This window comes from Shinella sp. 20P9.1.1 (assembly GCF_057798995.1).
The window spans coordinates 113,619-127,381 of record NZ_JBYOLC010000012.1 but is presented as its reverse complement, the minus strand read 5'-3'; the positions used below and the strand labels follow the sequence as shown (position 1 = coordinate 127,381).

Below are 13,763 nucleotides of genomic sequence, written 5' to 3'. Positions count from 1 at the left end.
TTGGGCAAGAGGTGATATCCGTGGGCTCACGCGTGACGCAGCCCCACCCTCCTCCGTCATCCTCGGGCTTGACCCGAGGATCCACGCCACGCACTCTGCGCGCATGGCGGGATACGTCAATATCGTCACTAACCAAAAGCACGGCACGCTCTACATCGGGGTAACCTCCGATCTGGAGCGGCGTATCTACGAGCATCGGGAAAGCGTGACGAAGGGCTTTACCTCGGCCTATGGCTGCACGCGCCTCGTCTGGTACGAGGAGCACGACAGCATTGGCACCGCCATCCAGCGGGAGAAGTCGTTGAAGCGCTGGTATCGGCAGTGGAAGATCGATCTCATCAAGACGATCAATCCCGAGTGGCGGGACCTGTATCCGGAGCTTTGGTGAGGGTGTGCCGTGTCGCGTGGATCCTCGGGTCAAGCCCGAGGATGACGAAGGAGAGGAAGGCGCGCACGGGCCATCCGTCTATAGCAGAGGCTCACAGAAAGCTGAGGCTGACAAGAGGCTGGAGCTTAGAACGCTCCATCTACCGGCGCACTGCGCCCATTCGCTCAATCTTACAAATCCCGCTCAATCATACAAATAGTGCGCCGCCCAGTCCTCGTGCGGCACCTGGTCGCCGATCTTGTACTTGAAGGCGTTGACCTCCAGGCGGTCGGGGCTGGCTTCGCATTTGTAGGACAGGCGGTACCATTCGCCCTTGCTGCGGAAAACCGCGCCCTTCGTCTTGAAGGTGGTGCCGTCGAGCTTGGGATCGCCGAAGGCGTAAGCGATTACCTTGTCGGGACGAAAGCCGTCCCTGGCTGCGCCGATCTTGTCCATCGCCTCCATGTCGCAGCGCTGCTCCAGCCGCTCGTCCGGGGCCAGTTTCTCCAGCTGGCCGCGGATGCGGGCATCGATGGAGAAGGCGGGTGTTGCCAGCGTCAAGGCGCAGAAGGCGGTCAAAAGCCCGGTTAGCTGCCGTTTCAAAGGTGTGGCTCCTCTTCTTGCCGTCATTTCCGACGTCTTAATTCGGGGTTAACGCGCAATATGTCGATTTGAAGACACCCCGCAACCCACCTGCGGTTTCAACGGCACATGCTGATGGAACTTCCCTCATCATCACGCGTTCACCGCGGGAATTGGGGCGAGAATTGGGGATCATCATGCATGACATGTCGGCAAAACCGTCCGAGCGGCGTCTTCTGAGAGGCGGCATCGACATCGAGAAAGGGCTTGTGGAGGATGCGCCGCGGCGTCCGGGCCTCGGCATCGCCGCGGACTGGGCGATCATCGGCATCTTCTTCATCATGAGCATGGGCATCGTCTACCTGATGGCGCCGATCCTCATTCCGCTCTGTCTTGCCGTCGTCACCGGCCTCATCTTCGGGGTGGCCGCGGAGAAACTCACCGAGTTCGGCATTCCGCCGTTGCCGACAGCCCTGCTTCTGGCCGGTGCCTTCGGCTTCGGTCTTTTCCTGATCGCGGGCGTGCTTGCCGATCCCATCGCCCAGCTCGCCTCCAATGCGCCGGATCTGGTGCGTGGCGCCTATGATCGCATCACGCCGATGTTCTCGCGCCTCGGCTGGCTCAGCATTCACCCCGAGACCTTCCAGTCGGGGCAGATGTCGATGGAAAAAGTGCTGGAAAACACCGGCAGCATCCTGGGCATCGTCTCGTCCAGCCTGACGCCGGCGCTGTTGCAGGGCATGATCTTCTTCGCCGCGCTCGTGCTCTTTCTCTCGGCCCGCCTGAAGCTGCGCCAGATGATCATCATGGCCTTTCCGCGCCGCGGCCAGCGGCTCACCACCATCCGCATCATGAATGCCATTGACAGCGCGCTCGGCTATTATTTCGCCACCGCCGCCCTGGTCTATTGCGGGCTTGGCGTCGTCACCACGCTCATCACCTGGGGCGGCGGGCTCGCCATGCCGGCGCTTTGGGGGCTGTTTGCCTTCCTCTCCAGCTTCGTGCCGTTCCTCGGCGTGACGCTGATGACGATCGCGCTCGCCACCGCCGGCCTGCTGACGCACGAGACCGTCATGATGGGCCTCCTGCCGGCGCTCGCCTTCTTCATCGTGCACCTCGCGATGGAAAACCTCGTCATGCCGGCCGTGATGGGCAAAAGGCTGGAGGTCAATGCCTTCATCATCTTCACCGCCATCATCTTCTGGACCTGGATGTGGGGTGCCGCCGGCGCCATGCTGGCGCTGCCGCTTTCCATCATCGGCATGACCATCGCCGACGAACTGCGCCCCGCCAAGCGCAAGGCGAAGCGCACTCTGCCGGGCTGAGGGGCTTGCGCACGAACATTATACATTATATGAAAATGTATAATGTTCGTGCCGGAGCCACCCTTGCCTACCCCTGAACCAAGAACCGCGGAAGCGATGGCAGCACAAGCGGCCGAAGTCGCCGGCCTGCTGAAGACGCTCGCCCACCCTGCCCGGCTCATGCTGGTCTGCACGCTCGTCGAAGGCGAATTTTCCGTCGGGGCGCTGGAAACGGTGCTTGGCCTGCACCAGCCCAGCCTGTCGCAGCAGCTCAACGTGCTGCGCGAGGCCGGCATCGTCGAAACGCGACGCGACGGCAAGCAGATCTTTTACCGCCTGACCGGGGAGAAGGCCGCCCAACTCGTCGCCGCCCTGCATGGCATTTTCTGCGCGGAGCCCGCCACGGCATGACCTATCTTCCCTCGCTCTTCGGCGGCATGCTGATCGGCCTGTCCGCCTTTCTGCTGCTCGCCCTCAACGGCCGCGTCGCCGGCATCAGCGGCATTCTCGGTCGCCTGGCGCAGGGCGCGAACATCGCGATCAATGCGAGTTTCGTCACCGGTCTGCTCGCCGGCCCCTGCTCTACCGCGCCTTTGCCGGCGGATGGCCGGCGCTGACCGTCACCACGCCGCTGCCGCTCATCGCCCTTGCCGGCCTGCTCGTCGGCTTCGGCACGCGCATGGGCTCGGGCTGCACCAGCGGCCACGGCGTCGTCGGCCTCGCCCGGCTATCGCCCCGCGCCTTTGCCGCCGTTGCGAGTTTTCTCGTCGCCGGCGCTCTCGCCGTGACAATCCTGCGAGGGTTCGGCCTGTGACCCGCTCTGTCCCGCAAATGCTCGCCGCCCTCGTCTCGGGCGCCCTCTTCGGCCTCGGCCTTGCTTTGTCCGGCATGCTCAATCCCGCCCGCGTGCAGGGCTTTCTCGATGTGACGGGTGCATGGGATCCGAGCCTCGCCTTCGTGCTCGGCGGCGCCGTCGGCGTGATGTTTCTCGGCCTGCGGCTGATCGCTCGCTTCAAGCGCCCGGCCTTCGACGACCGGTTCCATCTGCCGGAGAACCGCGTGATCGACCGGCGGCTGGTGCTCGGCTCCGCGCTTTTCGGCATCGGCTGGGGCATCGGCGGCTTCTGCCCCGGCCCGGCCGTGGCGGCGTTGTCGCTCGGCCGCCTCGAGCCGTTGCTCTTCGTCGCCTTCATGCTCACAGGCATGATCGTGCACGACCGCCTTTTCGCGCCTCGCGCGCAAGATGATGGCAAGCTTCCGGCTTGATGCGAGCGGCGGGGCTCTCTATCTCTGGTGTCCCGCCTAGCATTTTCCCCGGAGTGACATCTTGCCCGTCTTCAAGACCCTGCCCACCGCCCCCGTCGCCGCCAAGAAGCCGATGACGGATACCCGTCACGGCATCACCCGCACCGACGACTATGCCTGGTTCCGCGACGACAACTGGCAGGCGATGTTCAAGGATCCCTCGATCCTCCAGCCGGAAATCCGCACGCATCTGGAGGCCGAAAACGCCTATATGAACGCGGCGATGGCCGACACGGACGCGCTGCAGAAGGCGCTGTTTGCCGAGATGCGCGGCCGCATCAAGGAGGACGACAGCTCCGTGCCGGTCAAGGACGGCCCATTCGCCTATGGCACCGCCTATGTGACCGGCGGCGAGCAGCCGCGCTATTTCCGCGAGCCGCGCGACGGCGGCGAACGCGTCATTCTGCTCGACGGCGACAAGGAAGCCGAAGGCAAGGATTACTTCCGCCTTTCCGGCATCGACCATTCCACTGATCATTCCATCGGCATCTGGGGCTATGACGACAAGGGCTCGGAATATTTCACGCTGAAGGTGCGCGATCTCGCGACCGGCGAGGATCGCCACGACACGCTCGTCAACACCGGCGGCGACGGCGTTTGGGCGCCGGATGCGAAAAGCTTCTTCTATACCGCGCTCGATGAGAACCATCGCCCGTCGAAGATCTTCCATCACATCCTCGGCGAGCGCCAGGAAAACGACCGGCTGGTCTATGAGGAGAAGGATGCGGGCTTCTTCCTATCGGTCGGCGGCTCGCTGATCGACGATTTCATCTATATCGACATCCACGACCACGAGACGAGCGAATACCGCCTGCTCTCGACCAAGGATCTCACGGCCACCCCGGTTCTCGTCGCGCCGCGCCAGACGGGCCTTGAATATTCGATGACGGAGGGCGGCGACGTCTTCTACATCCTGACCAATGCCGATGGCGCCAAGGACTTCAAGATCATGCAGACGCCGGTGACGGCGCCCGGCCGCGAGAACTGGGTGGATGTCGTGCCGCACCGCGCCGGCACGCTCATCCTCAACCACATGGCCTTCGCCCGCCATCTCGTTTGGCTGGAGCGCCACGAGGGCCTGCCGCGCATCATCGTGCGCGACCGCAAGAGCGGCGAGGAACATGCCATTGCCTTTGCCGAGGAAGCCTATTCGCTCGGCCTGTCGGGTGCTGCGGAATACGACACCGACGTCATCCGCTTCTCCTATTCCTCGATGACGACGCCCTCACAGCTCTTCGACTACAACATGGCGACGCGCGAGCGCACGCTTCTCAAAACGCAGGAAGTACCCTCAGGCCACAACCCCGACGACTACGTCACCCGCCGCGTCTTCGCGCCGGCCTGGGACGGCGAGACCGTTCCCGTCACGCTGCTTTATCGCAAAGACACCCCGCTCGACGGCTCCGCGCCCTGCCTGCTCTATGGCTACGGCGCCTATGGCATCACCATTCCGGCGTCCTTCAACACCAATTGCCTGTCGCTGGTCGACCGCGGCTTCGTCTATGCCATCGCCCATATCCGCGGCGGCAAGGACAAGGGCTTCGCCTGGTACGAAGACGGCAAGATGGACAAGAAGACCAACACCTTCAAGGACTTCATCGCCGCGGCCGACTATCTGAATCAGGAGAAGTTCACGTCCTACGTCAACATCGTCGCCGAGGGCGGCTCGGCCGGCGGCATGCTGATGGGAGCGATCGCCAACATGGCGCCGGAAAAGTTCGGCGGCATCATCGCCGCCGTGCCCTTCGTCGATGTGCTGAACACCATGCTCGACGACACGCTGCCGCTCACCCCGCCAGAATGGCCGGAATGGGGCAACCCCATCGACAGCAAGGATTTCTACCAGCTGATGGCGAGCTATTCGCCCTATGACAATGTCGAGGCCAAGTCCTACCCCGCCATCCTCGCTCTGTCCGGCTTGACCGACCCGCGCGTCACCTATTGGGAACCGACAAAATGGGTGGCGAAGCTGCGTGAGAATACGACGGGCACCGAGCCGATCCTCCTCAAGACCAACATGGGCGCCGGCCACGGCGGCGCTTCCGGCCGCTTCCAGCGCCTGGAGGAGATCGCCTTCGAATACGCGTTTGCGATCAAGGTGGCGGGGAAGATGTAAATTTGAAAAGCAAAAGAAAGGCCGGCGCCACGTTCGCGCCGGCCTTCGAGTTTCCAGTCAGGGGGTCGTGTCCTGACTGGGATCAGCGGAAGGCTCCGACGCAGGCCTGCAGGTCGTTCAGCATGGCGGTGGAGCCCTTGAGGCTGGTGCTGATATCGCCAATGCGCAGGCGGCTGCCGCGTTTCAGGGCCTCGATGACCGAGCGGTCGCTGCCGAGATCGTAGGCGATCTCCTGGCGGCCATAGGCCTTGCCGCTGACATCGTAGCCCTTGCCGTCGTCGATCCAGTATTTCGCATCGCTCGCATAGCTGTCGGCATAATCATAGGCCGTGTCCTGGAAGCCGAAGGTCACGTGGCCGTCGTCGTACCAGCGGAACGCCGCCGTGCGGTCGCCATCGCCGCGGCGGGTGGCGCGGCAGTTCACGAAGCGGCGGTCGCTGCCGAAATCGGCGACGATATCCCAGCCGCCGACCGAGCGCGACGCGCGGTAGGGATCGGCATCCGAACCGTAACCGTCGTCGTGGCTCGTGCTGCTGCCGTTGTCGGCATAGGCGTCGCTTTTCGTCTCGTGGCTCGACTGGTTGGAATGATCGCTGGAGGCATGCTCGTCGACCGGGAAATCGCGCAGCAGATCGCGGTAGCGGTCGAAATAGCCGAGGCGGCGCACGTCGACGAATTCCAGCTCGTAATCTTCCAGCGAGCGCACGCTGTTGTCGCGCAGGCGCATCAGGCCGCGGAAGCGCAGGCAGCCGTCGCCGCAGTCGATCTCGTCGACATATTCGCGGGCATTGTCGTCAGGTGTCTTCACCGCGACGCCGAAGCCGTGGCGGCGCTCGTCGTTGATCGCGCGGAACATCAGCGACTGCGCGTAACCATGGCGATCCTCGTCGAAATAGTCGTAGATCGACCGTTCCTCGCTCGGGCTCAGGTCATCCTGCGTCGCGACATAGATCCGACGCTCGGGAATGCCGGCCGAGGTGATGATGTTGCGCAGCCGCTCATGCGAATAGACCGTCGTGAAGTAGGAAATGGTGTCGCAGCCTTCCGGCGGCGCCCAGAAGCGGAAATCGACGAGAACGAGTTGGCCGTCCTTGTAGAGATCGCCGAGCCGCCGGTCGCTGTCGTTGAAGGAGAAGCGGCCGCAGGGATCGTGCTGGTCGTTGGAGAAGGTCAGGTAGGGCAGATTGCCGGTGTCTTCGTGCGTGCTCTCGAAACGCTTGCCGAGCAGGTCGATCTTGCGCTGCGCGATATACGAGAAGATGCCCTGCGGGTAGCGGCTGAGATAGCGGTCATAGGCCTCGCGATTGTCGGAGAGCGCGGCGAATTCGTAGAAGGCGATCTCGGCCTCGTCGACCTTCTCGTCCTTGGGGCTCAGCGCGAACTTGCCGTAATCGGCATCGCTCTGCCAGATTTGCTGCTTGCCCTTGCTGCGCTCCTTGACGATCTCGCCGACCTTGCGGAAGGCATCCTCCAGCGCGATGCCGGGAATGCTGATGGCGTCGACGAAAGCCGAGGCGAAGGGGCTGATCGGCGTGCCCTCGTAATCGTAGCTCGTGCCAGGCGCGGAGGCGTAGGCATAGTGGATGCCGGTGCCGCTCTTCGGCTCGGCGAGACCCTCGGGGATGTCGCGCAGCGTCAGGAACGGGTTTTCATGGGCGGCGTCGAACAGCACGACCTTCAGGCCCTTGCCGATCTCGCGCAGCGCATCGCTGACCTGGGAGACGGGCAGCGAGCGGTTCCGAAGCCCCGTCAAGGTGCGGCCGGAGGCATCGGTCGGCAGCAGGAAATTGTCGCCGTCGAGCTGCACGGCATAGCCGGAGAAATAGACGAAGAGCACCGGGTCCTCAGCCTTCTCCGCGCGGCGCGTGAAATTGTTGAGCGCCGAGAGCATGGCGAGATTATCGGCATCGGTGACGCGGGTGACGTCGAAATCCGCCCGCTCCAGCGCCTCGCCGACGAGGTCGATATCGTTCAGCGGATTGTCCAGCGGCTCGGCATCCTCGTATTCGGCATTGCCGATGAGGAGCGCATAACGCTCTGCCGCGAAGGCTGCCGGGGCAGCGAGGAGAAGAAGACAACCGGCGAGTGCCGAAATCATGCGATAAACACTGCGCTGCACGTTATCCTCCCTCCGGGAAACGACATGGTGCGCCGGCCCTGCCGACCGGATGCACGCATGTTTGCTGAAGAAGGGAACGGACGAAACCGCCCGCTTATTCAGCTGCTTATTGAGGGGATGATGAAATTCCATCTTTCGCCGGCCGGCAAGGCCTGCGGCGGGGACAAAAGCGGGAGCGAAAGGTTTTGTTGAGACGCCGCTGCTAGCGTCGCGCGCAGAACCGAATGGAAGCGCCATGACCCTTCTGACGCGCCCCGAGCCCCGCGAGGCCGGCGTGGAGCACCGCGTGCTCCGCGACAGCACCGCCATGGCCGGTGCGGCGGCGGCCTGGCGCGACCTCGAAGCCCGAGCCGGCGATCCCCTCACCTATTTCCAGAGCGCCGACTGGTGCGTGAAATGGATCGCGGTCTTTGGCGGCCCGAAATGCCGGCCGCAGGTGCACACGCTCTGGCAGAACGGGCGGCTGATCGCCGTATGGCCGCTGATGCTGTCCGGTGGTGTACTCAAGCGGCTCGAACCGCTCGGCGCGCCGCACGGCCAATATGCCAATCTGCTGGTCGATCCTGCCCATGGCGTGACGGCGACGCGCCGGCTGCTGGCCGGTCTTGCCGGCCACGACCTGATGGTGCTCGACGGCGTGCCGGATGGTTCCGCGCTCGCTGCACTGCTTGGCGAAACATCGCCGCTGTCCTCGCTTGCCAACAGCGCCGCCATGCTGGATCTCTCGGCCTTCGTGACGCCGGAGGCCTATGCCGCCACGCTCAGCAAGACGCAGCGCCGCAACCGCAACCGGCGACGCAATGCGCTTGCCCGTGAAGGCGCACTTTCCTTTGCCATGCTGTTTCCCGGCGATGCCGGTTTTGCCGAGGGTGTCGCGGCCTGCGTGGCGCACAAGCGCCAATGGCTGCACGAGACCGGCCGGCGCGGCACCGGGCTTGCCTTCGAAGGCTTCGACCGTTTTCTCGCTTCGCTTTCCGGCGACCGCACAGCGCTATCCGGCGCCTGTCTTTCCATGCTGAAGGCCGGCGACCGGGTGATCGCCGGTGAAATCGGCTTCCTGCACCATGGCCATTACCACGCCTATCTTGGCGCCTTCGACTGGGCGCTGCGCGATGCCTCGCCCGGCAAGGTGCAGATGGACATGACGGTCTGCTGGCTGATCGAAAATGGCGTGAAAACCTACGATCTGCTCGGCAATCCGGCCGATTACAAGGAGAACTGGAGCAACCGCACGCTCGGCCTCCAGACCTATGCCCTGCCCGCGAGCCTTGCCGGAAGGGCGTATGCCGGCCTTTGGACCGCGCGGCTGCGCCCCGGCCTCAAGAAGCTCTATTACGGCCTGCCCTTCCGGCTGCGCCGGCTCGCCAAGGGCGGTTAGAGCCTCGGTTTCCGTCCTGACGCAGAACGAGCCTTTCGTTTCCGCCGGCAAGACCCTATCTCTAGGGGACTGCCAGCAGGGACCGACGATCATGAGCGCCGCGACGATACCTTTCGACAACAGCTATGCGCGCCTGCCGGACGCCTTCTTCGCACCTGTTGATCCCACCCCGGTAGAGGCGCCGCAGCTGATCACCTTTAACCGGGCGCTCGCGGAGGAACTCGGGCTCGATGCCGATCTGCTGGAGCGGCATGGTGCCGGCTATTTCTCCGGCAACGTGGCCCTGCCCGGCTCGCTGCCGCTCGCCATGGCCTATGCCGGCCACCAGTTCGGCCAGTTCGTGCCGCGGCTCGGCGACGGGCGGGCGATCCTGATCGGCGAGGTCATCGACCAGGCGGGAAAGCGCCGCGACATCCAGCTGAAAGGTGCCGGCCAGACGCCCTATTCGCGCCGCGGCGACGGGCGCGCGGCGCTCGGGCCGGTGCTGCGCGAATATATCATCAGCGAGGCGATGCATGCGCTCGGCATTCCGACCACGCGCGCACTGGCCGCTGTCACCACCGGCCAGCCGGTCTATCGCGACCGCGTGCTGCCGGGTGCCGTCTTCACCCGTGTCGCGGCCAGCCATATCCGCGTTGGCACCTTCCAGTTTTTTGCGGCACGCGGCGAGACGGACAATCTGCGCATCCTCGCCGACCATGTCATCAGCAGGCATTATCCCGAGCTGAAGGGCGCCGAAAAACCCTATCTCGCGCTGCTCGACGCCGTGGCGGACCGGCAGGCGAGCCTCATCGCACGCTGGCTCGGCGTCGGCTTCATCCATGGCGTGATGAACACCGACAACATGACGATATCAGGCGAAACCATCGACTTCGGCCCCTGCGCCTTCATGGATCGCTACGATCCGCGCACCGTCTATTCCTCCATCGACCAGCACGGCCGCTATGCCTTCGGCAACCAGCCGGCCATCGGCCAGTGGAACATCGCCCGCCTTGCCGAGGCCCTGCTGCCGATCCTCGACGACAACGAGGACAAGGCGCTGGAAGCGGCGAACGAAGCGGTCACCCGTTTCATGGAGCGTTTCCAGATCCATTGGAAAACCGTGATCAGCGCCAAGCTGGGCCTTGAGGATGCGGAGCGCGAGAGCGATCAGGACCTGATCCGCGACCTGCTCGTCACGCTCTACGAGCAGAAAGCCGACTATACGCTGACCTTCCGGCGCCTTGCCGATGCGGCCGAGGACGCAAGCGCGGATGCCGCAATCGGTGCCTTGCTGGAAGACCCGGCAGCGCTCAGCCCCTGGCTTACGGGCTGGCGCGAGCGGCTGTCGCAAGATGCGACGACGCCTCAAGCCCGCGCGGCGGCGATGCGCAAGGTCAACCCCGCCTTCATCCCGCGCAACCATAAGGTCGAGGAAGCGCTGACGGCAGCGATCGATGATAGCGACTTCTCGCTGTTTTCGGCGCTGAACGACGTTCTTTCAAAGCCTTACGCAGACCAGCCGGCCTTTGCCGCCTATGCCGCGCCGCCGAAGCCCGGCGAGGAGATCACGGCCACATTCTGCGGCACCTGAAACGCATCCAGAGCATCGCAGCCATGCAAAATCGCGGGGCCGCGCGCATTGAAGCGTCACGGTTCCGCCCTAATTTCTCCTTCGTCCCTCCTTGAGCCGGACGTCATGTCGGCCCCTCACCGCCGGCATTGCCACGGAGACCATCATGTTGCTTTCACTCACTGCCACGCTCGTCGCCCTCATCGGTCTGGTGCTGACGGGCGGGGGCGGATGGCTGCTGTCGCTCGGCGGCAGCCCCTATTACCTCGTTACCGGCCTTGCCTTTCTTGTCACGGCCATCCTGCTGTTCCGCCGCTCCAGCGCGGCGCTCTGGCTCTATGCACTCATCGTGCTCGGTTCGCTCGGCTGGGCGGTCTGGGAAGTCGGCTTCGACTGGTGGCAGCTCGGCCCGCGCGGCGGCGTCATCGTGCTCATCGGCCTGTGGCTGATGCTGCCGGCCATCCGCCGGCCGCTCGGTTTTGCCAGCCCCACCGGCATACGCTATCCGGCCTCGGCCCTGCCGCTCGCGGTAGCCTCCCTCGTCGCCATCGTCGTCGCCGGCTATTCGATGACGCAGGATCCGCACGATCTCTCCGGCGCGCTGCCGACGGATGTCGTCAATGCCACGCCCGTGCTCGGCGGCAATGTGCCGGCCGGCGAATGGCACCAGTATGGTCGCACGCAATACGGCCAGCGCTATTCACCGCTCGACCAGATCAACACGGACAACGTTTCGACGCTGAAGGTCGCCTGGCAATACCAGACCGGCGATGTGAAGAAGCCTGACGACGTCGGCGAGACCACCTATCAGGTGACGCCGCTGAAGGTGGGCGATACGCTCTACATGTGCACGCCGCACAATTGGGCCATCGCGCTCGATGCGGCGACCGGCAAGGAGAAATGGAAATACGATTCCAACTCCGGCATGAACCCGGATCGCCAGCACCAGACCTGCCGCGGCGTGACCTACTACGCCGACCCGGCAGCCGCTGCCGGCACGGCCTGCGCCGCCCGCGTCTACCTGCCCACCTCCGATGCCCGCCTGATCGCGCTTGATGCCGCCACCGGCGACGTCTGCACGACCTTCGCTGAAAACGGCGTGCTGCATCTGGAAAAGGGCATGCCCTACAATCCGGCCGGCTACTATTACTCCACCTCGCCGCCCGTCATCACCGACGGCAAGATCATCATCGGCGGGGCGGTCAACGACAACTATTCGACACAGGAACAGTCCGGCGTCATCCGTGCCTTCGACGTGAATTCCGGCGCGCTGATCTGGAACTGGGATTCGGGTAATCCGGACAGCACCACGCCGCTGCCGGACGGCCAGGTCTATACCGTCAACTCGCCGAATTCCTGGTCGGTCTTCAGTTATGACGAAGCGCTTGGCCTGGTCTTCATCCCCCTCGGCAACCAGGTGCCGGACCAGCTCGGCATGGGCCGCAGCGAGCATGTAGAGAAGTTCTCATCCTCCATCGTGGCCCTCGACATCAAGACCGGCGCGCTGCGCTGGGTGCGCCAGACCGTGCACCATGACCTCTGGGACATGGACGTGCCGGCCCAGCCCGCGCTAATCGACATCACCAAGGACGGCGCGACTATTCCCGCTCTCGTCGGCCCGACCAAGCAGGGCGACATCTACGTGCTCGACCGGCGCACCGGCGAACCGATCATCCCCGTCAAGGAGATACCGGCACCGACCGGGGCGATCCCGGAAGACTTCACCGCGCCCACCCAGCCGATCTCCGACCTCACCTTCTCGCCGCCGCCGCTGACGGAAAAGAACATGTGGGGCGTCACGATGTTCGATCAGCTCGCCTGCCGCATCGACTTCCTGTCGATGAAATACGAGGGCCGCTACACGCCGCCGTCGCTGGAAGGCACGATCGTCTATCCCGGCAATTTCGGTACCTTCAATTGGGGTTCCGTCGCGGTCGATCCGGAACGGCAGATCATGTTCGGCATGCCGACCTATCTCGCCTTCACCTCGAGGCTGGTGCCGCGCGATCAGGTGCCGCCGAAAGGGCAGGACGAGAAGGGTTCCGAACAGGGCCTCAACCGCAATGACGGCGCGCCCTACGGCGTCTTCATGGGACCGTTCCTCGGCCCGCTCGGCATTCCCTGCCAGGCGCCGCCATGGGGCTATGTCGCGGGTGCCGATCTCGCCACCGGCAAGACCGCCTGGAAGCACAAGAACGGCACGGTCATGGACATGACGCCGCTGCCGCTGCCCTTCAAGGTCGGCGTGCCCGGCATCGGCGGCCCGATGCTCACCAAGGGCGGCGTCGCCTTCCTGGGGGCGGCCGTGGACAACTATATCCGCGCCTATGACGTGACGACCGGCCGCCAGCTCTGGGAAGGCCGCCTTCCCGCCGGTGGCCAGGCGACGCCGATGACCTATACGGCCGGCGACAAGCAATATGTGCTGATCGTCGCCGGCGGCCATGGCTCCGTCGGCACCAAGCCCGGTGATTACGTGATCGCCTATACGCTGCCGTAGCGTCGACAAGTCTCGCAAAAGCTGCAACCGCTAAAGGTCTCCCTGAATATTTTTCAGGGAGACCTTTTCCATGAAGATCGATGGCAGCCTCATTTCCGCTTATGCGACCACCAGACAGCGCACGACCGGCGACGAGAGTGTCTATTCGGGCACGGACGGACAATCCTCCGCGCGCAAAAATATCCCGACCGTCAGCGCTGCCGGCACGATGCCGTCGGGCCTTGCCAATGCGCTGTGGCTAACCAATGCCAAGCTCGAAAAGGCGCAGGACGAGAGCGACAGCCTGATCGCAGAATTCATGGAACTGTCCAAGATGACGCCCGCCGAGCGTCTGCGGAAGGAAATCCTCGACCGCATGGGCCTCGACGAAACGAGCCTCGCCGCCCTGCCCGACGAGCAGCGCGAAGCGATCGAGGAGGATATCCGCCGCGCCATCAAGGAACAGCTCGGCATCGACGAAACCCAACATGCCGGCGCCGTGGAAGGGCAAGCCACCGCCGGACCGGAGGAAGCGGAGGCCTGACCGCCCTCCGCTTCATC

The 13,763-nt window shown here is 64.3% G+C and carries 12 protein-coding genes and 1 pseudogene; 11 read left to right on the top strand and 2 right to left on the bottom strand.

Annotated elements, in window-relative coordinates; all coding sequences use genetic code 11:
• Positions 1 to 103: 103 nt before the first annotated feature.
• On the top strand, positions 104 to 388 hold the full coding sequence (locus tag AC27VQ_RS20225) for a GIY-YIG nuclease family protein (RefSeq protein WP_488717702.1): 285 nt from the start codon (positions 104 to 106) through the stop codon (positions 386 to 388).
• Between the two features lie 183 nt (positions 389 to 571).
• Here the strand turns inward: AC27VQ_RS20225 and AC27VQ_RS20220 are convergent, their stop codons facing one another.
• Entirely contained in the window at positions 572 to 997 is a 426-nt protein-coding gene (locus tag AC27VQ_RS20220) for a DUF930 domain-containing protein (protein ID WP_117369061.1), read from the bottom strand.
• A 149-nt stretch (positions 998 to 1,146) separates the two neighbouring features.
• Here AC27VQ_RS20220 and AC27VQ_RS20215 point away from each other — a divergent pair, with 149 nt between their 5' ends.
• The 5 genes and pseudogenes from AC27VQ_RS20215 to AC27VQ_RS20195 all read left to right on the top strand — a co-directional run bounded on the left by AC27VQ_RS20215 (position 1,147) and on the right by AC27VQ_RS20195 (position 5,674).
• Positions 1,147 to 2,274 carry an AI-2E family transporter gene (locus AC27VQ_RS20215; RefSeq protein WP_488717701.1) on the top strand — a complete coding sequence of 376 codons (1,128 nt, stop codon included), beginning with the start codon at positions 1,147 to 1,149 and terminating at the stop codon, positions 2,272 to 2,274.
• Positions 2,275 to 2,370: 96 nt separating this feature from the next.
• Positions 2,371 to 2,664 (top strand): sulfite-sensing transcriptional repressor BigR, encoded by a 294-nt coding sequence (gene bigR, locus AC27VQ_RS20210; RefSeq protein ID WP_488717700.1) that lies wholly within the window; start codon positions 2,371 to 2,373, stop codon positions 2,662 to 2,664.
• Positions 2,661 to 3,067, top strand: a pseudogene (locus AC27VQ_RS20205) (YeeE/YedE family protein). Before bigR ends, AC27VQ_RS20205 begins: the two are co-directional and overlap by 4 nt.
• The gene (locus tag AC27VQ_RS20200) at positions 3,064 to 3,519 is read left to right on the top strand and encodes a DUF6691 family protein (protein ID WP_488717699.1); all 456 of its coding nucleotides are present in this window, start codon (positions 3,064 to 3,066) and stop codon (positions 3,517 to 3,519) included. Before AC27VQ_RS20205 ends, AC27VQ_RS20200 begins: the two are co-directional and overlap by 4 nt.
• A gap of 61 nt (positions 3,520 to 3,580) precedes the next feature.
• Entirely contained in the window at positions 3,581 to 5,674 is a 2,094-nt protein-coding gene (locus AC27VQ_RS20195) for a S9 family peptidase (protein ID WP_488717698.1), read from the top strand.
• 82 nt (positions 5,675 to 5,756) lie between these two features.
• Here AC27VQ_RS20195 and AC27VQ_RS20190 read toward each other — a convergent pair whose 3' ends face one another.
• Entirely contained in the window at positions 5,757 to 7,793 is a 2,037-nt protein-coding gene (locus AC27VQ_RS20190; RefSeq protein ID WP_488717697.1) for a caspase family protein, read from the bottom strand.
• A 57-nt stretch (positions 7,794 to 7,850) separates the two neighbouring features.
• Here AC27VQ_RS20190 and AC27VQ_RS20185 point away from each other — a divergent pair, with 57 nt between their 5' ends.
• The 5 genes from AC27VQ_RS20185 to AC27VQ_RS20165 all read left to right on the top strand — a co-directional run bounded on the left by AC27VQ_RS20185 (position 7,851) and on the right by AC27VQ_RS20165 (position 13,746).
• Positions 7,851 to 7,985: a hypothetical protein gene (locus tag AC27VQ_RS20185; protein ID WP_488717696.1), complete on the top strand. Its 135-nt coding sequence runs from the start codon at positions 7,851 to 7,853 to the stop codon at positions 7,983 to 7,985.
• A gap of 43 nt (positions 7,986 to 8,028) precedes the next feature.
• On the top strand, positions 8,029 to 9,171 hold the full coding sequence (locus AC27VQ_RS20180; RefSeq protein WP_488717695.1) for a GNAT family N-acetyltransferase: 1,143 nt from the start codon (positions 8,029 to 8,031) through the stop codon (positions 9,169 to 9,171).
• A 91-nt stretch (positions 9,172 to 9,262) separates the two neighbouring features.
• Complete coding sequence (locus AC27VQ_RS20175; protein ID WP_488717694.1) at positions 9,263 to 10,744, top strand: protein adenylyltransferase SelO; 1,482 nt, start codon at positions 9,263 to 9,265, stop codon at positions 10,742 to 10,744.
• 145 nt (positions 10,745 to 10,889) lie between these two features.
• A complete protein-coding gene (locus tag AC27VQ_RS20170; protein ID WP_488717693.1) occupies positions 10,890 to 13,223 on the top strand; it encodes a glucose/quinate/shikimate family membrane-bound PQQ-dependent dehydrogenase in 2,334 nt (777 codons plus the stop codon).
• 70 nt (positions 13,224 to 13,293) lie between these two features.
• A complete protein-coding gene (locus tag AC27VQ_RS20165) occupies positions 13,294 to 13,746 on the top strand; it encodes a hypothetical protein (protein ID WP_488717692.1) in 453 nt (150 codons plus the stop codon).
• Positions 13,747 to 13,763 lie beyond the last annotated feature (17 nt).